The sequence below is a fragment of the Kitasatospora sp. NPDC001603 genome, from assembly GCF_040298365.1.
Lineage (GTDB): Bacteria > Actinomycetota > Actinomycetes > Streptomycetales > Streptomycetaceae > Kitasatospora.
In genome coordinates, this window is record NZ_JBEPAA010000047.1 from 21987 (window position 1) to 42110 (window position 20124).

Here is a 20124-nt window from a genome sequence, read left to right on the forward strand (position 1 = left end):
GTACCATGGCGGCATGCGACTTCTGGGAACGATCTCCGCCGACCGTCCGCTGCTCGTCGTCGCCGTCCGGGAGGAGGCCGCGTACCTGGGTGACCGGCTCCCGGTCCTGCTGACGGGCATCGGCAAGGTCAACGCGACCGCCGCACTGGCGACCGTCCTCGCCCGTGGCGAGCACCCCTCCGAGGTGGTCAACCTCGGTACCGCGGGCGCGCTGCGCTCCGGCTGGGCGGGCACCCACACGGTCGTCCAGGTGATCCAGCACGACCTCGACAGCCCCGCGCTGCTGGAGCTGACCGGCCGTACCTACGGCGCTCCGCTGATGGTCGGCAAGGGGGACGGCCCGGTGCTGGCCACCGGCGACCAGTTCGTCTCCGGCGCGGCCGCCCGTGACCGGCTCGCCGAGCACGCGGACCTCGTCGACATGGAGGGCTACGCCGTCGCCACCGTCGCCCACCGGGCCGGGCTCCCCGTGCGGCTGGTGAAGCACGTCAGCGACGAGGCCGGCGAGGGCGCCGTCCACTCCTGGCGGGAGTCCGTCGACGACTGCGCCCGCCACCTCGGGGACTGGGTCCACCACCAGGGCTGGTGACGGGAGGGCTCGTTAGCCTGGTGGGCGTGACCGACAACACCGCCGCGAACGAGCACCGTGACGTCCGCCCGCCGGGCCTCGACGCCGACGAACCGACCACCCTGCTGACCTTCCTGGACTACCTGCGCGAGGCCGTCATCGGCAAGACCGACGGCCTCACCGACGAGGACGCCCGGCGCCCCGGCGTCGGCTCCGGCACCAGCCTGCTCTGGCTGGTCCGGCACCTCACCGCCGTCGAGCTCAACTGGTTCCTCTGGGCCTACCGGGGCGAGGGCGACGAACCGTGGGACGACGAGGCCGCCTCGCCCGGCGACGAGACGGTGGCCGGGTCGGTCGCCGCCTACCGGGCCGCGATCGCCCGCGCCAACGAGGTGATCGCCGCCGCCTCCGACCGGCTCGACCGCCCCGGGGTCCGGTCGCTGCGGCCCGGCGCCGAAGCGCCGTCGATGCGCTGGCTGCTGGTCCACATGATCGAGGAGACCGGTCGGCACGCCGGCCACGCCGACATCATTCGCGAGCAACTGGACGGTTCGGTCGGCCGGTAGGGCCCTGCCCGGACCCCGCCCCGCCCCCGGACCCCGTTGCCGGGCACCCGCCCGCGGCGCGACGCCGGGGGCGGGTTGGCCCGCATCTGACGGTCAGTGGAATACTCCCCCGCGCACCGCGGCGCCGTCTCGACGGCGCCGCGCGCTTTCACACATGGGGGATTCGGAAGTTCATGTCATCGTCAGTCAGATCCACGCGTTCCGCCCGGGCCGTCCTCGGGGCGTCGGTCCTCGCACTCACCCTGCTCGGCACCTCGGCGTGCGGGCCGGACAACAGCTCGGCGGACACCGCCGCCGCGGCGGGCGCGCCGGCCCTCGGCCTCCCCGCCAACCTCGACGACCTGAAGAAGTGGAAGTTCGAGGACTGGGAGAAGTGGGCGAAGGACTACGCCCTCCCGGCCGCCACCAAGGGGTTCTGGACCCTGGAGAAGCTGCTCCAGGCCAAGCCGAACGAGCCGATCGAGCCGCCGGCGCCGCAGCCCGCGGGCACCCAGGCGCCCGCCCAGCCGTCGGCCCCGGGACCGAGCACCCCGGCGGCGGGCAGCAAGCCGCCGGCCGGCCAGCCCACCCAGCCGGGGCACCCGACCACGCCGGCCGCCGCGACCACCCCGGCGGCGCCGAAGCCGTCCAACACCCAGCAGCCGGCCTCGCAGGCCCCGGCGCCGCCCAAGCAGCCGGCGCAGCAGCCCTCCCAGGCCCCGGCCCAGCCGACCCAGGCCCCGGCCCAGCCTTCCCAGCCCGCGCAGCCGCCGGCCCAGCCCGGGCAGCCGCCCGCGCAGCCCGCCGACAACGGCAACGACCCGCTGCCGAAGACCGTCAACGCCCAGCCCCTGCAGCACCCGTACACCAAGCTCGCCGTGCACGGGAAGCTGTTCGCGGACGAGCCGGGCGCCGGCGCGGCCGGCGGCGGTCTGGGCCGTTCGCAGTGCTCGGCGACCGTGGTGGCCGACCCGGCCCACCCCGGCAAGAGCAACCTGGTCTGGACGGCGGGCCACTGCGTCCACCAGGGCAAGGGCGGTTCGTTCTACAGCAACATCTCCTTCATCCCGGCCTTCAACAGCAATGCCGCGATGAGCGGTGGCAAGCAGGCGGACGAGTCCCAGTACGCGCCGTTCGGCATCTGGGGCGCGACCCAGGCGGTGACGTCCCCGCAGTGGAAGGCCGAGGGCGGCAAGACCGGTGACGCGGCCACCCACTACGACTTCGCGGTCATCCGGGTGAAGCCCGCGGACGGCGCGAAGTCGCTGGAGGAGACGGTCGGCGGTGCGGTGCCGGTCTGGTTCAACGCGCCGCGCGACCAGCTGAGCGTCACCGAGTACGGCTACCCGGCCGCCCCGCCGTTCGACGGCATGGAGCTGAACCGCTGCGAGAGCGGCAAGCCGGGCCGGCTGTCCTACGAGCCGACCCGCCCGCCGATGCTGGTCATCGGCTGCACCATGACCGGCGGCTCCAGCGGGGGCGGCTGGCTGGCGGTCAAGGACGGCAAGCCGGCGCTGGTCAGCAACGTCTCGGTCGGGAAGCACACCGGCGACCCGATGTACCAGGCCGGCCCGTACCTGGACGACGTCGCCGCGGGGGCGTACGACTTCCTCTCCAAGAAGGGCTGAGCCCCCGGCGGCCGCCCCCGCACCCCGGTGTGCGGGGGCGGCCTATGAGGCGCTGATCAGCTGACTGCTGGTCAGTCAGTCAGCTGACCGCCGCCGCCAGGACGGCGCCGGTGGTGACCACCTTGGCGAAGCGCATCGCGTGCAGCACCGTCGCGGTGGCCCGGGCGAGTTCGGCGGCCGGCACGGTCACGCCATCCGGCCCGGCCATGTCGAAGGTGTGCATGGCGTCGGTCGGGAAGACCGTGTCGTACCCGAGGTTGCCCGCCATCCGCGCCGTGGTCTCGTTGCACACGTTCGTCATGATCCCGACGATGACGACCTGGCGGGCGCCCCGCTGCCGGAGCCAGGCGTGCAGGTCCGGGGTGCCGTAGAAGGCGCTGTTCACCGGCTTGGTGATGTGCAGGTCCGCCTTGACGTCCGCCACCACGTCCTTCAGCTCGTACCCCGGGGTGCCCGGGGCCAGCGGCCCGGTCTGCGAGGCGTGCTGCACCACCACGACCGGGCGCCCGGTCTCCTGCCAGGTGCCGATCAGTTCGCCGATCCGCTGCTCGGCCTCCGGGTTGTCCCGCTCGCCCCAGAACGCGTGGTCGTCGAAGCCCTTCTGGACGTCGATGACGACGAGTACGGCGTCGGAGTCGATGGTGAGCGGGGCGTCGAATGCGTCGGTGTTCGTCATGCGTCCATCGTGTCGGCGCCCGGGCACCCCGGGTGAGGGGCGCCGGCGCCACCCATCGATCGATTCCTGCCACCGTGCCCCGGGCGCCCGGGCGCCCTTCGTCGCTAGATTTCTGCCATGCGGACTGTGGGTTGCCTGATCTTCGAGGGCGTGCGGGCGTTCGACTACGCGGTGATCGGCGAGGTGTGGTCGAACCGGCTGACCCGGCCCGGGCTGCCCGCCTTCGACCTGCGGGTCTGCGGGCCGCAGGGCGCCCGGGTGCGGCTCGGCGGCGGGCTGGAGCGGGTGCCGGACTTCGGCCTGGAGACGCTGCGGGAGTGCGATCTGGTCGTCGTCCCGGGGATGGAGCGGCTGAACGAGCCGCGCGACCCGGCCGTGCTGGCCGCCCTGCGCGCCGCCCACGAGGGCGGTGTCGCCATCGCCTCGCTCTGCGCGGGCGCCTTCGTCCTCGCCGAGGCCGGGCTGCTGGACGGCCGGACCGCCACCACCCACTGGGCGCTCGCCGGCGAACTGGCCCGGCGCTTCCCGGCGGTGGACGTCCGCCCGGAGGTGCTCTTCACCGGTGAGGGCGGGCTCTGGACCTCCGCCGGGGTGGCGGCCGGCATCGACCTGTGTCTGCACCTGGTGCGCGCCGCGCACGGCCAGCAGGCCGCCGCCACGATCGCCCGGACGATGGTCACCGCGCCCTTCCGGGCTGGTGGGCAGGCGCAGTTCATCCCGTCGCCGGTCCCCGAGGACGCCGGCGGTGACGACGTCCTGGCCCGGGTCCGCGCCGAGGTCCTGGCCGCCCTCGACACCCCGTGGACGGTCCGCGGCATGGCCGGGCTGGCGCTGATGTCGGAGCGCTCGTTCGCCCGCCGCTTCGTCGGCGCGACGGGCACCACGCCGCTGCGCTGGCTGCTGGAGCAACGCGTGCTCCTGGCCCAGCGGTTGCTGGAGGAGACGGACCTGCCGGTGGACGCCGTCGCGGTCCGCTGCGGCTTCGGTGCGGCGGTCTCGCTGCGGCCCGTCTTCGTCGCCCGGGTCGGGGTCGCCCCGCGCGAGTACCGCCGGGCCTTCCGGGGGCGCGAGGGGGATCAGGGACCGGCGGGCGCCGTCGGGCCGACGCGGGAGGCCAGTCCGTCCAGCAGGTTGGCCAGGCCGAACTCGAACAGGGTGTCCAGGTCCAGGTCGTAGCCGTTCGGGAGGTCGGCCATCAGCCGGCCGAACACCGGGAAGCGGCCGGAGTCGGCGAGCGCGCCGATGACGGGGAGCTGGCGGTCCATCCACTGGTCCTCGGTGACGCCGGTGGCGGCCCGGGCCTGGTCCTCGCGCTCCAGGTTGACGGCGATGCCCTCGATGTAGCTGTACAGCAGCACGTGGATGTCGAGCATGGCCGGCGCGGAGAGGCCGTGGCCGTCGAGCGCGGCGAGCGCCCATTCGGCGTGCACCAGCAGGTTGGGCAGCAGCAGCGGCCGGGTGACCGGGCTGAGCTGCGCGAGCCAGGGGTGGCGGCGGAACAGGGCCCAGAGGGTGCGGGCGCCCAGCTCCAGGCGGGGCCGCCAGCCGGCGGGCGGGTCGGCCGGGTAGCGGGCCTCGCCGAAGGCCGCGTCGGCGGCCAGCATGACCAGCTCCTCCTTGCTGGTGACGTAGCGGTACGGCGACATCGCGGACACCCCGAGCCGCCCGGCGACGGCGCGCATCGAGAGCGAGCCGAGCCCTTCGGCGTCGGCCAGCTCCAGCGCGGCCCGGACGATCCGCTCCCGGCTCAGCTCGCCGTCCCCGGCGGGCGCGCGGTCCGGTGCGGGGTGGGCGTCGGCTGCGGTGGGCGGCGCGGGCACGGGCGCGACGGCAGCTGCGGCCGGTGCGACCGCCGGAACCGCCACGCCCGGTCCGGTCGGGCGGGTCGGGCCGCCGGCCACCACGGTGCCGACCCGGGCCCGGGCCTCCACCAGCCCCTCCAGCCGCAGCACGGTCAGCGCCTTGGTGGCGGTGGCGAGGGCGACGCCCCACTCCTGGGCGAGCCGGCGGTTCGAGGGCACCCGCTCGCCCGGGGCGAGCGCGCCGGTGGCGATCCGCCGTCGGAGGTCGGCGGCGATGCGCCGGTAGGGCGGGTCCGGGTCCGTGGCCATGCTGTCGACTCCTCGGAAGATCTTTTCGCGGTCGTCCGCCCTGTACTAGCTCAGGGCCGACCGGCCGAGATGCCCACCGAAAGGCCCGCTGTACTAGCACAGATGCGCCCGAACCTGCTGGTCAGCTCCTTGCGTGCCTCTGAATTTACGTCGTACATTCAGAGCGCGAGCTGCGCACGAGCAGCTCGCTTACAGCGTACAGACACAGGCGTCCGGGTAACCGGCCGCGAACAGGGGGAGTTCCTCATGCAGACCGTCCTCGTCTCCGGTGGCGGCATCGCCGGCCTCACCCTCGCCCACTGGCTGCGCCGCAACGGCTTCGCCCCGACGGTGGTGGAGCTCGCCGCCGCCCCGCGCCGTGGCGGCCAGGCCGTCGACATCCGGGGCGTCGCACTCGACGTCGTCGACCGGATGGGTCTGACCGGGCCGATCCGGGCCGCCCGGACCCGGATGCGCGGCATGTCCGTCCTCGACGCCGACGGCAACGAGGTGCACCGCTCCACCGAGGCCACCTACAGCAGCGGCCGGCTCGACAGCGACGACGTCGAGCTGCTGCGCGAGGACCTCGTCGCCCTGCTGCACGAACACGCCTCCGACGGCGTCGAGTTCGTGGGCGGCGACAGCATCACCGGGCTCCGGGAGGACGAGCACGGCGTGCACGTCACCTTCGCGCACGGCGCGCCCCGCACCTTCGACCTGGTGGTCGGTGCGGACGGCCTGCACTCCGGGGTCCGCAGGCTGGCCTTCGGCCCCGAGGAGCGGTTCCTGCGCCACCTCGGCTCCCACGTCGCCATCTTCGGCGCGGACAACTTCCTCGGCCTGGAGGACTGGCAGGTCTGGCAGCGCGACGGCCACGCCGGCTACGGCATCTACCCGGTGCGCGGCAACCGCGAGCTGCGGATCACCTTCGGCTACGGGAGCGACGAACCGGCCGTGCGCGACATGGTGCTGGCCAGGCGGCAGGTCGCCGAGCGGATGGGCGCGCTGCGCTGGGAGACGCCCCGGCTGCTGGCCGCGCTGGAGCGGGCGCCCGACTTCTACGCCGACGTGATGGCGCAGGTGCACCTCGACCGCTGGTCCGTCGGCCGGACCGCCCTGGTCGGCGACGCCGGGTACTGCGCCTCGCTGCTCTCCGGTCAGGGCACCAGCCTGGCGCTGGTCGGCGCCCATGTGCTCGCCGACGAGCTCGGGCGGGAAAGGGCGGCGGGCGGGGACCACCGGGCCGCCTTCACCCGCTACGAGGAGCGGATGCGCCCCTTCGTGGCCCTCAACCAGGCGCTGGCCACCGAGAACCCCGGCGGCCCGCCGGCCGAGGAGTCGGTCGAGCGGGCCAAGCACGCCATCGCCCTCGACCGCTGAGCGGCTCAGGCGCCGAGCCGGCGCAGGGGCGGGGGCAGGGGGCAGACGCAGACGCAGACGCAGGGGCAGGGGCAGGGGCTTAGGGCCGAGGGCGCCCCTAGAAGTCGCCCGCCCGGCGCAGGACGAGGTCGGCGACGGCCTCCCAGTGGGCGTCCGGCGCGGTCACCACGAGGTGCCCGGCGCCGCACGGCAGCGAGGCGCTGGTGCAGCCGTGGGACCGGGACCCCGCCACCCGGGTGGCGACCCCGTCCAGGCGGAGGACGACCTCGTGGCGGACGGGCCCGAGGTCCTCCGGGAACGTCCCGTGGTCGATCCGCCCGGAGTCGGCGAGGAAGACCCAGAGCTCGGACTCGGGCGTGCTGAACGGCCGGACCCGGTGGCTCACCGGCAGCGGCCGGGAGGTCTGGACGGTCGCCATCAGGTCGGTGCCGCGGTGGTAGCCGACGTCGAGGCAGTGGAGGAACCCGTCCGAGCTCTGCCGCCCCAGCAGGGTGAACCACCCGGCCGGGGCGTCGCGGAGCACGGCGACCGGCTCGCCGAACTCCTCGGCGGTCTCCCGGTCGGGCGTCCGGATGCCGGGCGGGCGCCGGTCGTCGCTGTGGAACACGGCTCCCCCAAGTGTGTGCTGCACGGGCCGACTTGACCCAGTACACCACGGCGGGCCGGTCTGCCGGGGCTGGGCCGGGCGGTCACCGGGACGGCGTGACCAGCCCGGCCTCGTAGGCGGTGATCACGAGCTGGACCCGGTCCCGGGCGCCCAGCTTGGCGAGCAGCCGCGACACGTGCGACTTGGCGGTGGCCACCGTGATGAAGAGGTCCTCGGCGATCTCGGCGTTCGACCGGCCGCGCCCGACCAGGGTCAGCACCTCCCGCTCCCGCTCGGTGATGCCCTCGACCGTCGGGGGCGGGCCCTCCGGGGCGGCCCCGGGGCGGGCGGCCCCCGGGCGCCCGACGAAGTCCGCGATCAGCCGGCGCGTCACGCCCGGCGCGATCAGCGCGTCGCCGTCGGCGACCACCCGGACCGCCGCGAGGATGTCGTCCAGCGCCATGTCCTTGACCACGAAGCCGCTCGCCCCGGCCCGCAGCGCGTCGTAGACGTGGTCGTCCTCGTCGAAAGTGGTCAGCACGAGGACGCGGGCCGTCGCCGGTCCGGCCGTGATCAGTCGGGTGGCCTCGATCCCGTCCATGCCGGGCATCCGGATGTCCATCACCACGACGTCGGGACCCAGCTCGCCGACCAGTCGGACGGCCTCGGCGCCGTCGGCGGCCTCGCCGACCACCAGCAGGTCGGGGTGGTCGGCCATGATCACGCGCAGTCCGGATCGCACCAGCGGCTGGTCGTCGACGAGCAGGACGCGGACGCTCATCGGGCCACCGCCGTGACTCCGGCGGGCAGCGGCAGCCGGGCGGCCACCCGGAAGCCGCCCCCGGGGCGCGGCCCGGCGCTCAGCCGGCCGTGCAGCAGGGCGACCCGCTCCCGCATGCCCACCAGCCCGAAGCCGTGGTCCGGCCCGCTCGTGGCGGCGCCGCGCCCGTCGTCGACGATCTCCACCGACAGCTCCCCGTCCCCGTGATCGATGGTCACCCGGCAGTGCCCGGTGGCCGCGTGGCGGACCACGTTGGTCAGCGCCTCCTGGACGATACGGTAGGCGGACAGCTCGATCTCGGCCGGCAGCGGGCGCCGCTCCCCCCGCTGGCGCAGGTCGACCCGCACCCCCGCGTCGGCCGTCGCCGCCACCAGCCCGTCGATGTCCGCCAGTCCGGGCGAGGGCGCGAGCGGCGCCCGCCTCGACTCCGCGGGGCCCGGGTCGCTCCGCCGCAGCGCCACCAGCGTGCGGCGCAGACCCGCCAGCGTCTCGCGGCTGGTGGCCTCGATGGCGCGCAGTGCCTCCCGGGCCTCCGCGGGCTGGGTCTCGATCACCCGGCTCCCGACCCCGGCCTGGATGGCGATGATGCCGATGCTGTGCGCGACCATGTCGTGCAACTCCCGGGCGATCCGCAGCCGTTCGGCGGTCACCGCCTCGGCCACCTCCTGCGAGCGCAGCGCCACCGCGTGCTCGCGGCGCTCGCGGACCAGCAGGCCGACGGTGCAGGCCGCGGCCGTCGCCAGGACGGCGATCACGGCGTTGGCGGTCAGGTTGTCCCCGTGGGCGAAGCCGCCGACCAGCAGCAGTTGGACGAGGGTGGACACGGTCACGGCGCCGATCCAGGCCCGGCGCGCACCGGTGGCGACGACGAAGCCCAGGAGGGCGTCCACCGCCAGGAAGGGCAGGAACTGGCTCTGGTAGGTCAACGCCAGGTGCGGATCGCCGGAGTTCCCCGTGCCCACCACCACGACGGCGGAGCCGAGGAGGGCCATCGCCAGCGCCAGCAGCGGCATCCTCCGCACCACACCGACCAGCAGGCTCACGGCCAGCAGCGACCCGACGGCGTGCAGCGCGTGCGGAGCCCGCGGCGTGGCCCCCGCCAGCAGGGCCGTCGCGAGCACGTAGACGGAGCCGCCCACCCAGGCCGCGACGCGCGTGCCGGTCACCGGCACGGCGCCTCTCCGCGAGGGCCGGGGCGGGGGCGTGGCGGTGCGCGGGGTGATCGTTCCGACGTTCATGCGGCGAGGTTAGCCAGCGGCCGCCCGCGCGGCATCGGCCCGGGGGCGTACGCCCGTGGGCGGATCCCGCCGGGGGAGGTGTCGCCCCGGGCCCGATGCCCGGACGAGGGCCGCCCGGGCAGAGTCGTCCTCGTGATCGAAGTCAAGGAACTCACCAAGCACTACGGCGGCAGGACCGCCGTCGACCGTCTCACCTTCACCGTGCGGCCGGGCCGGGTCACCGGATTCCTCGGCCCCAACGGAGCGGGCAAGACCACCACCCTGCGGATGATCCTCGGCCTGGACGCCCCGACGGCCGGCACCGCCACCGTCGGCGGCCTCCCCTTCCGCACCCACCCGCGCGGCCTGCGGCACGTCGGCGCGCTCCTCGACGCCAACCAGGTGCACGGCGGACGCAGCGCCGCGGCCCAGCTGTCCGCCCTGGCCCGCAGCAACGGCATCCCGCTGCGCCGGGTCGACGAGGTGCTGCGGGAGGTGGGGCTGGCCGAGGCGGCGGCCCGCCGGATCGGCGGGTTCTCGCTGGGCATGAAGCAGCGGCTCGGGATCGCCACCGCCCTGCTCGGCGACCCGCCCGTGCTGGTCTTCGACGAACCGGTCAACGGCATGGACCCGGAGGGCGTGCTCTGGATGCGCCGGCTGTTCCGGCGCCTGGCCGCTGAGGGGCGCACGGTGCTGCTGTCGAGCCACCTGATGTCGGAGATGGAGCACACCGCCGACGACCTCGTGGTGATCGGCCGGGGCCGGCTCATCGCCGCCGAGCCGGTCGGGGAGTTCGCGGCCCGCAGCACCGGCCGGGGCGTCGTGGTGGGCACCCGGCAGGCCGCCGAACTGGCGGCGGTGCTGGCCGCCGCGGGCGGCTCGGTCGCACCGGCGGACCCGGCCGGTACCGGGAGGCTCACCGTGACCGGACTGCCGGCGGACCGGATCGGCGCGCTCGCCCTGGAGCACCGGATCCCGCTGGACGAACTGACCACCCGGAACGCCTCCTTGGAGGAGGCCTTCATGGAACTCACCGCCGACAGCGTCGAATACCTGGCAGGAGAGCCCCGATGACGACGTCCACGGCCGCCCCGGCGGCAGCCCCCGCAGTCACCCCCTCAGTCGTCCCGGCGGCTGCCTCGCCCGTGCGCTTCGGCGATCTGCTCGCCTCCGAGTGGATCAAGATGCGGTCGCTGCGCTCCACCCCGTGGGCGATCGCGGTCACCACGGTGTTCGTCATCGGCTCCGCCGTCGCGGCGACGATGGCGGCGCACGACGGCGACGCGGTCCCGGGCGCGCCCCGCGAGTTCCTCCCCTTCAACGCCTTTCCGGCGGCCGGGTACTGGACCCTGATGCTGGTCGCCGCCACGATGGGCGCCATCACCGTGGTGAGCGAGTACAGCAGCGGGCTGATCCGCACCACCACGGTGGCCGTCCCCGCCCGTGGCCAGGTGGTCCTGGCCAAGGCGGCCGTCACCGCCGCGCTGTGGACCGCGGTCGGCGCGGTGACCTCCGTCGGCTCCTTCCTGGCCTCCCAGGCCGTGCTGGGCGGGGGAGCCCCCGCCACCCAGCACGGGCTGGCCCGGGCCCTGGTGGCGTGCACCCTGGTGGCCCCGATCTGCGCCCTGGTCGGGCTGGGTCTCGGGGTGCTGATCCGGCACACCGCCACCACCGTGGTCACCGGGGTCTTCACGCTGGTGCTGCTGCCCCCGATGTTCTCGGAGGGGACGCGCTGGTCGGCGGACGTCAACCACCTGATGCCGTCCACCGCCTGGCGGCGCCTGGTCCAGAACTGGCCGGCGGATCCCGACTCCCTCGCGTACACCGCGACGGTCCCCGGCTCGTGGGCCGTGTACCTGCTCTGGCCGCTGGTCGCCGTCGTGCTCGCGGTGGTCGTCGTGCGGCGCCGGGACGTCTGAAAGGCTGGTGCCGGGGCCTCGGATGACGCTGGGTCACGTCCGGCACCGTCCGAGAATTGACCCACGGAAGTGGGTTGGAAATGCACCCTTGCTCGGGTCTCTCGACTGCGTAGAGTCGTAGACACAAGGCCACGGCGAGAGACCGGGGCCCACCACCCGAAACACGGAGAACGACTGTGAACACCGCTGCGAACCTCATCCCGGCCGCCGCCGACCTCAAGCCCGTGCTGACCCGCGCGGCCGAGGCCGAGACCACCAGTGACCCGAGCAGCGTGATGACCCTGCTGGCCGACTGCGGCACCGACGGCAGCTCGATCACCAGCTACCGCTCGACCTTCGCCAAGGGCGCGGTCGGCGCCCCGGCCCACTTCCACACCCGGGCCTCGGAGCTGTTCTTCGTGATCGACGGCTCGCTGCAGGTGCTGGTCGAGAACGAGATCAAGGTCCTCGGCGCCGGCGACCTGCTGCTCGTCCCGCCGCACACCCCGCACGCCTTCGCGGCGGCGCCCGGCTCCGAGGCCGACGTGCTCTTCGTCTTCACCCCGGGCATGCCCCGCTTCGACTACCTGCGCCTGCTCGGCCGGGTGATGCGCGGCGAGGCGAGCCCGCAGGAGATCAAGGACTCCTCCGAGCAGTACGACAACCACTACGTCGACAGCCCGCTCTGGCGCGCCACCCTCGACGCCGCGAAGTAACGGCCAGCGGTAGTCGTCGACCGGGGGAGGAGCGGCGAACGGGGTGGCAGCCCTCAGCGCCGCCACCCCGCCCGGGACTTGCGCCGCATGGGGCATCGGTACGCACGGGCCGATGGGTTGAGCCAAACCCCACGTTGGGGGGAAACCGTTGCGGGGCGCACGGTGAATGCGCCGGGGCGGCGCTGCCGTCAGACGGCGATGACGCCGGGAGCACGACCGAAGGCGGGACCGGTGTACTCGGGCCCGGGGGCGACCAGGGCCCAGACGAACTTGCCCACCCCGCCCGCACGCGGGCGGCAACCCCACCGGTCCGCGAGCTCGTTGACGAGGAAGAGGCCCCGCCCGTGCTCGTCGTCGGTGGCGGAGAGCCGGGCGGTCGGGCGGCCGGTGCCCGCGTCGTGCACCTCGATCCGGAGCCGGTCGGTGATCAGCGCGAACCGGACCTCGATCATGCGGTCCGGCGGCGCGTCACTGTGCTGGACGGCGTTGGCGAAGAGTTCGCCGAGCAGCAACTCGCCGACGTCCGAGTAGCGTTCGCCCTGCGGCATCCCGGCGAGATAGGCCCGCAGCATCAGCCGGGCCAGCGGGGTGCACGCGGGCCGGGAGTCCAGCCACGCCGCGAATTCACGCGGTCGACGGTGCTGGGGGCCGAACAGCCGGCGGTCTACGCAGTTCTTGGACATGGCGTGGCTACCTCCTGGGGCGATGGGGGAGTGGAAGCGGCTCGCGGGACGGCGCGTGGTCACGCGGTGCAAGCAGAAGATTGCGTTCCGGCATCAATGATCGAGGGGACGGAGGTACGGTGACGACCAATCCGGAGTACCGGTCACATGCGGCACGTGAGGGGGGACGGCATGTCACACCGGAGGGCGAAGCAGGGGCCGACGGCCAGCTCCGCCGTGATGTTCGGCGAAGAGCTGCGGTTCTACCGTGAGTTGGGCGGCTACACCCAGGAGGAGCTTGGCAAGCTCCTGCACTGCAATCGGACGAACATCACCCGATATGAGAGTGGCAAGCGCCGGATGCCTCCTGAGTCGGTGGAGGAAGCCGACCAGTTGATGAGCACCGGTGGCTTGCTGAAGCGGCTCTGGGACCGGGTGGACTGGAACGCGGAGATCGAGCACCCGGACTGGTTCCAGGAGCACGCGGACATGGAGGCCGAGGCAGTTGCCATCAGGGTCTTCCAATTCAACTTCATGCACGGGCTGCTGCAGTGCAGGGAGTATGCGCGGGCTCTGTTCGCGACGGGGGATGCCGCGGGAAGTCCCGAGTTGGTCGAAGAGCGGACTGCCGCGCGATTGGGGAGGCAACGACGGTTTCTCGCCGACGGTGGACCCCTCTTGCTTGCACTCCTGGACGAGAGTGCCATCCGGAACGTGGTCGGCGGCCCCGGTGTGATGAGGCGCCAGATGGAGCACTTGCTGGCCGTTGCCGAGTTGCCCAACATCGTCATCCAGGTCGTGCCGTTCGCTCAGTGCCGGACCGTAGTCGACAAGTCCATGGTGATGTTGGAGATGCCTGGCGGGCAGCACTGGGTTTACTCGGAGAGCCTTGATCGAGGGCATCCGTGCGACGTCGCGGCAATCGTGTCCGGTCACCAGCAAAGCTATGATCGCCTCCGTGGGGACGCGTTTTCAGTGGGGGACTCGCTCGCGCTGATCGCCGACGCGCTGGAAGGGTTCAGAGATGACGACGAACGAGCTCGCCGCAGCCGCCTGGCGCAAGAGCAGCCACAGCGGAAGCAACGGCGGCGACTGCGTCGAGGTGGCCCCCGGATTCCCCGGCCTCGTGCCGGTGCGTGACTCGAAGGACCCCGACGGGCCCGCGCTCCTCTTCCCCGCCTCCGCCTGGGACTCCTTCCTCGCCGCAGTCCGGGCCGGCGACTTTTCCGTGTAACGCGTCCGTTGGAGAGGCTCATGACTGATCTCAGCGCGGCCGCTTGGCTGAAGAGCAGCTACAGCGCGTCCAACGGCGGCGAGTGCGTCGAGGTGGCCCCCGGATTCCCCGGCCTCGTGCCGGTGCGTGACTCGAAGGACCCCGACGGGCCCGCCCTCCTCTTCCCCGCCTCCGCCTGGGACTCCTTCCTCGCCGCCGTCCGGGCCGGCGACTTTCCCGTCTGACCGGTCGGACAACTCCGGTCATCCGCCAACTGTGGCCGAACAATCTCGATCACTCTGCGTGTTTCGCTGGTGCGGTGCGTGATCAAACCATTACGGTCATCGACTGTGCGCACGTGATCCCCGTTCGACTGGACCGAGGCGGTAGTCATGACACAGGAACCCCGGATCGACGTAGCCCTGACCCTCAAGGGGGGCCAGGCGGAGCCCAGTCAGGCGGAGGTGGCGGAGCTCGCCGCCTCGCTGACGACCGACGTGTGGTTCGCCTCCGCGCTGGAGCGCTCGGCCCCGGGCGGGCGCCAGGCCGACGTGGTCTGGGAGCTGACCGGTGCCGAGTACAAGGGGCAGGCCGCGAAGGGCAAGGCGGCCGTCTACTACGCCAACCCGAAGCTCGGCCTGCGCAAGCCCTTCCTCTTCGCGGACGGCTTCAGCTACGGCCCGAGCAAGCTCCCCGAGCTGTTCGCGTACTTCAACCAGCCCTACGGCGACAAGCAGGGGCTCTTCGACCAGCTGCTCGCCCGGGGCTTCGACATCGTCCTGCTCGGCTTCGAGGAGCGACACACCCACATCCAGGCCAACGCCGAGGTCGCGATCGCGGCGATCCAGAAGCTGATCGACGAGCGGGTGGGCGACGAGCGGCTGACCGTCGGCGGGGTGAGCATGGGCGGGATCGTCACCCGCTTCGCGCTCGCCAAGCTGGAGACGCAGAAGATGGACCACCAGACGGAGACGTACCTCTCCTACGACTCGCCCCACAACGGCGCGTGGATCCCGCTGGTGCTTCAGCAGATGGCCTACTTCTTCGAGGACTACACCCCGGCGGGCCCGGACGGCGCCAAGCAGGCCGACCTGATCCGCAGCCCCGCCGCCCAGCAGCTGCTCTGGGCCTGGGTGGAGAACTCCAAGTACTCCGGGCCGGTCGCCACCTCCAGCCCGCTGCGTGCGGAGTTCCTGGCGGACCTCAAGCGCTTCGACGAGTTCCCGTCGATCCCGCGCAAGCTGGGCGTCTCCAACGGCCGCCGCGACGGCGTCGGCCGCCCGCTGCCGGCGGGCGAGGTCGCCTTCGACTGGCAAGCGCTGATCGCCAGCGCCACGGCCCGCTTCCAGCCGGAGCGGGGCGAGGAGCAGCCGATCGGCGGCATGCACCTCGGCCTGGCGGTGCGTCGCAGCACCACCACCGAGGTCCCGGCGCTGGACGGGGCGCCCGGCGGCACCCTGGACTCCTTCGGCAAGGTCGCGGACGCGCTGAAGGCGAAGATCTCCGAGGACTTCCGCAGTGGCGCCTTCGTCCCGTCCGTCAGCGCGGCGGCGCTGGACTTCGACCCGGTGCGGTGGAACGTCGACGTGAACCTCTCCATCACCGACGCGGACCTCGACCGGGGCCACCTGGATGAGGTCGCCTTCGACGACGACAACACCGTGCACAGCAACGGGTCCCCCGTGCTGCTGGACTGGATCGTGGAGCGCCTCGCGGGCTGATCCCGGCGGCCCCACTGACCTGGTTCGGAGCACCCGCGCGGATGGGCTACGATTTACCTCATCACCCAGATGCGCGGGTGGCGGAATAGGCAGACGCGCTGGATTCAGGTTCCAGTGCCCGAAAGGGCGTGGGGGTTCAACTCCCCCCTCGCGCACACTTGGTCGTCAGACCAGCAGAAGGCCGGTCGGCCCGACTCACGTCGGACCGACCGGCCTTCTCGTTGTCCCGGGGAGCCAGCCCGTTCACCGCCTCGGGCGGCGGGCCTTCCGGACCTCGTCGTGGACGGCCCAGGCGTCGGCGACCGGGCCGAGGTGGCCGAGCTTGTCGGGGTTGAGGACCAGGCGGATGGCCTGGATCCGGCCGTCGAGCACGTCGAGCGACAGCGCCTGGAGCACCCTGCCGTCCCGGTCGCGGAGGATCGCGCCCGGCTGGCGGTTGACCTCGTGCGGCTCGCAGGTCACGTCGACCAGCGCCAGCCGGGGGAAGAAGGCGGCCAGCAGCCGGGCCACGTTCCCGGCCCCCGCGATGGCCCTGGCCAGCTGCGGGGTCTTGCCGCCGCCGTCGCCGACCATCGTCACGTCGGCGGCCAGCAGCTCCTGCAGACCGGCCACATCACCCTCGCGCAGGGCCTCGAAGAACCGCGCCGACAGCTCCTCCTGCTCCGTGCGGACCGCCTCGAAGCGCGGGCGCCCGGCCTCCATGTGCCGGCGGGCCCGCACCACCAGCTGCCGGCAGGCGGCCTCGGACCGGCCGACCGTCGCCGCCACCTCGTCGTACCCGAAGCCGAACACCTCCCGCAGCACGAACGCCGCCCGCTCCAGCGGGCTGAGCCGCTCCAGCAGCAGCAGCGCCGCCATCGACACCGAGTCGGCCAGCTCCGCCGACCGCGCCGGGTCCTGGTAGGGGTCGTCCAGCAGCGGCTCGGGGAACCACGCGCCCACGTACGCCTCCCGCCGCACCCGGGCCGAGCGCAGGACGTCGATCGAGATCCGCGTCACCGTCGCCGACAGGAAGGCCCTGACCGACGCGGGCCGGGTCGCCGAGCCGTCGTAGCGCAGCCACGTCTCCTGCACCGCGTCCTCGGCCTCGCTCACGCTGCCCAGGATGCGGTAGGCGATCGAGAACAGCAGCGACCGCAACTCCTCGAACTCCTCGACCTTGCTCACGCCGGATCCCCTCTCCTGATCGTCCGAACCATTCGCGGGCGGGAGCCCCTCGCCCCCGCCCGTCGCGTACTCAGTGGAACTGGCCGACCTCGTAGTCCCCGGCGGGCTGTCGGGTGATGACGTTGAGCCGGTTCACCATGTTCATGAGCGAGACCAGCATGGTCAGGGCGGTCAACTGCTCCTCGTCGTAGTGCGCGGCGGCCCGCGCCCACACCTCGTCGTCGACCCCGCCGGCCGCGTCCGCGACCCGCGTCCCCTGCTCCGCCAGCTCCAGCGCGGCCCGTTCGGCCTCGGTGAAGACCGTCGCCTCCCGCCACGCCGCCACCAGGTTGAGCCGCGCCGCGGTCTCGCCGGCGGCCGCGGCCTCCTTGCCGTGCATGTCGATGCAGACCGCGCAGCCGTTGATCTGGCTCACCCGCAGCGCCACCAGCTCCTGCGTCGCCGCCGGCAGCGGTCCGTCCTTGAGCGTCCTGCCCAGCGCCATCAGGTGCTTGAAGGCCTTCCCGGCAACCGGGGTGGCGAACAGGCTCAGTCGCGCGTCCATGGGGTGCTCCTCCGTTGTCGTCCGTCCCTGCACCCCTTGAGACGGACCGGGCGGCCGGGTTGTGACACGCACGGATGTGACCCGCGTCTCGGGCGGCCCGGCTGGTGCGGCTGCTGGACACCCGGGACGGCGAGGGCGCCCGTGCCGGCCCTTCGCCGTCCCGGCCCTTCGCCGTCCTGGGCGGGCCCGGGCCCGGGACGGGGTGGCTACGGCAGCTCCTGCTCGGCCCAGATGGTCTTGCCGTTGCGGGTGTAGCGGCTGCCCCAGCGGCTGGTGAGCTGGGCGACCAGGTACAGGCCCCGGCCGCCCTCGTCGGTGAGCCGGGCCCGGCGCATCCGCGGCTGGGTGGCGCTGGGGTCGGAGACCTCGCAGGTCAGCCGCTCCGCCAGGATCAGCCGCACCTCGACCGGGCCGCCGGCGTAGCGGATGGCGTTGGTGACCAGCTCGCTCAGCACCAGCTCGGTGGTGAAGACCAGCTCCTCCAGGCCCCACGCGCGCAGCCGCGCCGTCGCACTCCCGCGCACCCGGGCGACGGCCGCCGGGTCGGCCTCCACCGACCAGGTGGCGGTGGCGTCGGTCGGCACCGCCCGGGTGCGGGCGAGCAGCAGGGTGACGTCGTCGGCCAGCCGGTGCGCCGGCTGACCGTCGACGATGGCGCGGCCGAGCTCCCGCAGCGGTGCGGCGGCGGCGCCGGGGCGGGCCATCCGGCTGCGCAGCTCGGCCAGCCCCTCGTCGAGGTCGCCCCCGTACCCCACGATCAGCCCGTCGGTGTAGAGCGCCAGTACGCTGCCCGGCGCCAGCTCGACCTCCGCCACCTCGAACGGCAGACCGCTGACGCCCAGCGGCGGGCCCGGGCGCACCGGCACGTACTCGACGGTGCCGTCCGGCGCCGCGACGGCGGGCGGCGGGTGTCCGGCGGAGGCCATCGCGCACCGCCGCGAGACCGGGTCGTAGACGGCGTAGACGCAGGTGGCGCCGAACGGGCCGGTCCGCTGACCGGCGGGCCACTCGCCGTCCTCCTCCGGCCTCGCGCCCTCGATCAGCAACTGGCAGACCAGGTCGTCGAGATGGACCAGCAGCTCGTCGGGTTCCAGGTCGAGGTCGGCGAGGGTCCGGACGGCGGTGCGCAGCCGGCCCATGGTGGCGCTGGCCTCCAGCCCGTGGCCGACCACGTCCCCGGCGACCAGCGCGACCCGGGCCGAGGAGAGCGGGATCACGTCGAACCAGTCGCCGCCGACGCCGCTGGCGGTGTCCGTGGGCAGGTAGACGCTGGCGGTGGTCACGGCGGCGGTCTCGAAGTGCGCGGGCGGCAGCAGGCTGCGCTGGAGGCTGACGGCGGCGCGGTGCTCGCGGGTGTAGCGGCGGGCGTTGTCCAGCGCGAGGGCGGTGCGGGCGGCGATCTCGCGCAGCAGGTCCAGATCGGCCGGTTCGTAGGCGAGGCGGCCGGCGGCGCGGTGGACGGTCACCCGGCCGAGGAGGCTGCCCCGGGCACGCAGCGGCGCGGTCATCGTGCCGGCCGTGCTCGGGGAGGCGTCCGCGGTGGTCAGGGTGGGATGGCCGACGGGGGCGATCGGTGAGCCCTCGGTGTCGAACTCGACCGCAGTCGTCTCCGCCACCCGGTCGAGCCCCGCGTCCTCCAGCAGGTCCGCGTCCCCGGTGACGGCGGTCCGGCGGAGCAGCAGCCGGCCGTCCCGGCCGGGCGCCGGCTCCTCGCCGGTGAACACCGCCTCGGCGATCTCGACCACGGCCAGATCGGCCAGCCCGGGCGCCAGGACGGCGGCGAGGTCCCCGGCGGTGCCGGTGACCGAGAGCGATCCGCCGACCGCCGCCGTCGCGCGGTGCAGCACGGCGAGCCGCTCGCCGGAGCGGTGGAGCGCGGTGACGTCGGTGAACAGCGCCGTCACCCCGATCACCTGACCGTCGGCGGCCTGCAGCCGGAAGGCCGAGATCGCCATCGCCGCCCCGCCGCCCGGCTCCTCGATCGTCCGCACCAGCTCTCCGGAGATCACCAGCGGCCGGCCCGTCCGCAGCACCTCGTGCAGTTGCTTTTCTACCGCCTCGGCGCCCTCGGGCTCCAGGAAGTCCCCGAGGCGCCGTCCGGTCAGGTCCGGCGGGAGGCCGGAGTAGGGGAGCAGGTGGGTGTTGGTCCTGACCAGTCGCAGCTGGGTGTCGAACACGGCGAGGCCGACCCGGTCCTGGAGGAACAGCTCCCGGGTGAACGCCTGGTCCTGCCGCCACTGGGTGACGAGTTCGGCGGGGGCGCCGAGCAGGAAGTACCGGGCCGCGCCGGACGGCTTCCGGCCGTCGCTGTCCTCCAGCGGGAGCACCTGGAAGACGATCCCCAGCTCCTCGCCCCGGCCGGAGCGCACCAGCGCGGTGCCGGACCAGGTGTCGGAGGACTGCTCCGGGGACTGCGGCGCCGCCGGCTCGGCGGAGGCCGCCCGTTCAGCTGCCGCCGCGCGCTCCGCTGCCGCCGCGCGCTCGGCCCGGCGTTCGGCCAGCAGGGCGGTCCAGGTGGCCGGGTCGGCCAGCAGCTCACGGACCGGGCGGCCGCAGACCTCGGAGGCGGGCAGGGACAGCAGCTGCTCGGCCTCCCGGGTCCAGCGGACGATCCTGCCGTCCGCGTCCAGCAGGGCACCGGCCGCGCTGTCGACGAAGGGGGGTCGTCGGCTGTCCATGATGCGCACCTCGGATGTGTCGTGCGGTCTCGGCCGTCTGCGGTTCGTCCGTCC

21 protein-coding genes and 1 tRNA gene are annotated in these 20124 nt (G+C 73.6%); 13 read left to right on the forward strand and 9 right to left on the reverse strand.

Annotated features, from left to right (window positions below; all coding sequences use genetic code 11):
• The first annotated feature begins 13 nt into the window (after window positions 1-13).
• From ABT263_RS26095 to ABT263_RS26105, 3 genes are all read left to right on the forward strand, one after another.
• Window positions 14-589, forward strand: a complete 576-nt coding sequence (locus ABT263_RS26095) for a nucleosidase (RefSeq protein WP_352293856.1) — start codon at window positions 14-16, stop codon at window positions 587-589.
• Window positions 590-615: 26 nt separating this feature from the next.
• Entirely contained in the window at window positions 616-1134 is a 519-nt protein-coding gene (locus ABT263_RS26100; RefSeq protein WP_352293858.1) for a DinB family protein, read from the forward strand.
• Between the two features lie 173 nt (window positions 1135-1307).
• Window positions 1308-2741, forward strand: a complete 1434-nt coding sequence (locus tag ABT263_RS26105) for a trypsin-like serine peptidase (RefSeq protein ID WP_352293860.1) — start codon at window positions 1308-1310, stop codon at window positions 2739-2741.
• Between the two features lie 79 nt (window positions 2742-2820).
• On the opposite strand, the gene ABT263_RS26110 is transcribed toward ABT263_RS26105, so the two are convergent.
• Entirely contained in the window at window positions 2821-3417 is a 597-nt protein-coding gene (locus ABT263_RS26110; RefSeq protein WP_352293862.1) for a cysteine hydrolase family protein, read from the reverse strand.
• A gap of 117 nt (window positions 3418-3534) precedes the next feature.
• Between ABT263_RS26110 and ABT263_RS26115 the strand changes: the two genes are divergently transcribed.
• Entirely contained in the window at window positions 3535-4593 is a 1059-nt protein-coding gene (locus tag ABT263_RS26115; protein ID WP_352293864.1) for a GlxA family transcriptional regulator, read from the forward strand.
• Here ABT263_RS26115 and ABT263_RS26120 read toward each other — a convergent pair.
• Complete coding sequence (locus ABT263_RS26120) at window positions 4494-5528, reverse strand: TetR/AcrR family transcriptional regulator C-terminal domain-containing protein (RefSeq protein ID WP_352293866.1); 1035 nt, start codon at window positions 5526-5528, stop codon at window positions 4494-4496. The two genes, ABT263_RS26115 and ABT263_RS26120, sit on opposite strands and share 100 nt — an antisense overlap.
• 246 nt (window positions 5529-5774) lie before the next feature.
• Here ABT263_RS26120 and ABT263_RS26125 point away from each other — a divergent pair, with 246 nt between their 5' ends.
• Entirely contained in the window at window positions 5775-6887 is a 1113-nt protein-coding gene (locus ABT263_RS26125; RefSeq protein ID WP_352293868.1) for an FAD-dependent monooxygenase, read from the forward strand.
• Between the two features lie 97 nt (window positions 6888-6984).
• Here the strand turns inward: ABT263_RS26125 and ABT263_RS26130 are convergent, their stop codons facing one another.
• Genes ABT263_RS26130 through ABT263_RS26140 form a run of 3 tightly spaced genes read right to left on the reverse strand, consistent with a single transcriptional unit; the run spans window position 6985 to window position 9492 of the window.
• Window positions 6985-7518: a hypothetical protein gene (locus ABT263_RS26130; RefSeq protein ID WP_352293870.1), complete on the reverse strand. Its 534-nt coding sequence runs from the start codon at window positions 7516-7518 to the stop codon at window positions 6985-6987.
• Between the two features lie 58 nt (window positions 7519-7576).
• Window positions 7577-8254 carry a response regulator gene (locus tag ABT263_RS26135; RefSeq protein ID WP_329489946.1) on the reverse strand — a complete coding sequence of 226 codons (678 nt, stop codon included), beginning with the start codon at window positions 8252-8254 and terminating at the stop codon, window positions 7577-7579.
• Window positions 8251-9492 (reverse strand): sensor histidine kinase, encoded by a 1242-nt coding sequence (locus ABT263_RS26140; RefSeq protein ID WP_352293872.1) that lies wholly within the window; start codon window positions 9490-9492, stop codon window positions 8251-8253. Before ABT263_RS26140 ends, ABT263_RS26135 begins: the two co-directional genes overlap by 4 nt.
• 132 nt (window positions 9493-9624) lie before the next feature.
• Between ABT263_RS26140 and ABT263_RS26145 the strand changes: the two genes are divergently transcribed.
• From ABT263_RS26145 to ABT263_RS26155, 3 genes are all read left to right on the forward strand, one after another.
• Window positions 9625-10545: an ABC transporter ATP-binding protein gene (locus tag ABT263_RS26145; protein ID WP_352293874.1), complete on the forward strand. Its 921-nt coding sequence runs from the start codon at window positions 9625-9627 to the stop codon at window positions 10543-10545.
• On the forward strand, window positions 10542-11390 hold the full coding sequence (locus ABT263_RS26150; RefSeq protein WP_352293876.1) for an ABC transporter permease: 849 nt from the start codon (window positions 10542-10544) through the stop codon (window positions 11388-11390). The genes ABT263_RS26145 and ABT263_RS26150 overlap by 4 nt, the downstream gene beginning before the upstream one ends.
• A 176-nt stretch (window positions 11391-11566) precedes the next feature.
• Window positions 11567-12085 (forward strand): cupin domain-containing protein, encoded by a 519-nt coding sequence (locus tag ABT263_RS26155; protein ID WP_329489950.1) that lies wholly within the window; start codon window positions 11567-11569, stop codon window positions 12083-12085.
• A gap of 188 nt (window positions 12086-12273) precedes the next feature.
• Here the strand turns inward: ABT263_RS26155 and ABT263_RS26160 are convergent, their stop codons facing one another.
• On the reverse strand, window positions 12274-12768 hold the full coding sequence (locus ABT263_RS26160) for an ATP-binding protein (RefSeq protein ID WP_352293878.1): 495 nt from the start codon (window positions 12766-12768) through the stop codon (window positions 12274-12276).
• Window positions 12769-12987: 219 nt separating this feature from the next.
• Here ABT263_RS26160 and ABT263_RS26165 point away from each other — a divergent pair, with 219 nt between their 5' ends.
• From ABT263_RS26165 to ABT263_RS26185, 5 genes are all read left to right on the forward strand, one after another.
• Complete coding sequence (locus ABT263_RS26165; protein ID WP_352293880.1) at window positions 12988-13887, forward strand: helix-turn-helix domain-containing protein; 900 nt, start codon at window positions 12988-12990, stop codon at window positions 13885-13887.
• A complete protein-coding gene (locus tag ABT263_RS26170; RefSeq protein WP_352293882.1) occupies window positions 13850-13981 on the forward strand; it encodes a DUF397 domain-containing protein in 132 nt (43 codons plus the stop codon). Before ABT263_RS26165 ends, ABT263_RS26170 begins: the two co-directional genes overlap by 38 nt.
• Before the next feature lie 20 nt (window positions 13982-14001).
• Window positions 14002-14205, forward strand: a complete 204-nt coding sequence (locus ABT263_RS26175) for a DUF397 domain-containing protein (protein ID WP_352293884.1) — start codon at window positions 14002-14004, stop codon at window positions 14203-14205.
• A 147-nt stretch (window positions 14206-14352) separates the two neighbouring features.
• Window positions 14353-15681 carry a lipase family protein gene (locus ABT263_RS26180; protein WP_352293886.1) on the forward strand — a complete coding sequence of 443 codons (1329 nt, stop codon included), beginning with the start codon at window positions 14353-14355 and terminating at the stop codon, window positions 15679-15681.
• A gap of 71 nt (window positions 15682-15752) precedes the next feature.
• A tRNA-Leu gene (locus tag ABT263_RS26185) sits at window positions 15753-15836 on the forward strand.
• A gap of 88 nt (window positions 15837-15924) precedes the next feature.
• Here ABT263_RS26185 and ABT263_RS26190 read toward each other — a convergent pair.
• The 3 genes from ABT263_RS26190 to ABT263_RS26200 form a co-directional block, all read right to left on the reverse strand.
• Window positions 15925-16848: an RNA polymerase sigma-70 factor gene (locus ABT263_RS26190; protein WP_352293888.1), complete on the reverse strand. Its 924-nt coding sequence runs from the start codon at window positions 16846-16848 to the stop codon at window positions 15925-15927.
• A gap of 70 nt (window positions 16849-16918) precedes the next feature.
• Window positions 16919-17392 (reverse strand): carboxymuconolactone decarboxylase family protein, encoded by a 474-nt coding sequence (locus ABT263_RS26195; protein WP_352293890.1) that lies wholly within the window; start codon window positions 17390-17392, stop codon window positions 16919-16921.
• Window positions 17393-17598: 206 nt separating this feature from the next.
• Window positions 17599-20070 carry a SpoIIE family protein phosphatase gene (locus tag ABT263_RS26200; protein ID WP_352293892.1) on the reverse strand — a complete coding sequence of 824 codons (2472 nt, stop codon included), beginning with the start codon at window positions 20068-20070 and terminating at the stop codon, window positions 17599-17601.
• Window positions 20071-20124 lie beyond the last annotated feature (54 nt).

Bases quoted from the DNA above. Each gene is read 5' to 3' on its own strand.
- ABT263_RS26095 (WP_352293856.1), top strand. From the start codon at position 14: ATGCGACTTCTGGGAACGATCTCCGCCGACCGTCCGCTGCTCGTCGTC.
- ABT263_RS26105 (WP_352293860.1), top strand. From the start codon at position 1,308: ATGTCATCGTCAGTCAGATCCACGCGTTCCGCCCGGGCCGTCCTCGGG.
- ABT263_RS26110 (WP_352293862.1), bottom strand. From the start codon at position 3,417: ATGACGAACACCGACGCATTCGACGCCCCGCTCACCATCGACTCCGAC.
- ABT263_RS26115 (WP_352293864.1), top strand. From the start codon at position 3,535: ATGCGGACTGTGGGTTGCCTGATCTTCGAGGGCGTGCGGGCGTTCGAC.
- ABT263_RS26120 (WP_352293866.1), bottom strand. From the start codon at position 5,528: ATGGCCACGGACCCGGACCCGCCCTACCGGCGCATCGCCGCCGACCTC.
- ABT263_RS26125 (WP_352293868.1), top strand. From the start codon at position 5,775: ATGCAGACCGTCCTCGTCTCCGGTGGCGGCATCGCCGGCCTCACCCTC.
- ABT263_RS26135 (WP_329489946.1), bottom strand. From the start codon at position 8,254: ATGAGCGTCCGCGTCCTGCTCGTCGACGACCAGCCGCTGGTGCGATCC.
- ABT263_RS26140 (WP_352293872.1), bottom strand. From the start codon at position 9,492: ATGAACGTCGGAACGATCACCCCGCGCACCGCCACGCCCCCGCCCCGG.
- ABT263_RS26150 (WP_352293876.1), top strand. From the start codon at position 10,542: ATGACGACGTCCACGGCCGCCCCGGCGGCAGCCCCCGCAGTCACCCCC.
- ABT263_RS26160 (WP_352293878.1), bottom strand. From the start codon at position 12,768: ATGTCCAAGAACTGCGTAGACCGCCGGCTGTTCGGCCCCCAGCACCGT.
- ABT263_RS26165 (WP_352293880.1), top strand. From the start codon at position 12,988: ATGTTCGGCGAAGAGCTGCGGTTCTACCGTGAGTTGGGCGGCTACACC.
- ABT263_RS26175 (WP_352293884.1), top strand. From the start codon at position 14,002: ATGACTGATCTCAGCGCGGCCGCTTGGCTGAAGAGCAGCTACAGCGCG.
- ABT263_RS26180 (WP_352293886.1), top strand. From the start codon at position 14,353: ATGACACAGGAACCCCGGATCGACGTAGCCCTGACCCTCAAGGGGGGC.
- ABT263_RS26195 (WP_352293890.1), bottom strand. From the start codon at position 17,392: ATGGACGCGCGACTGAGCCTGTTCGCCACCCCGGTTGCCGGGAAGGCC.
- ABT263_RS26200 (WP_352293892.1), bottom strand. From the start codon at position 20,070: ATGGACAGCCGACGACCCCCCTTCGTCGACAGCGCGGCCGGTGCCCTG.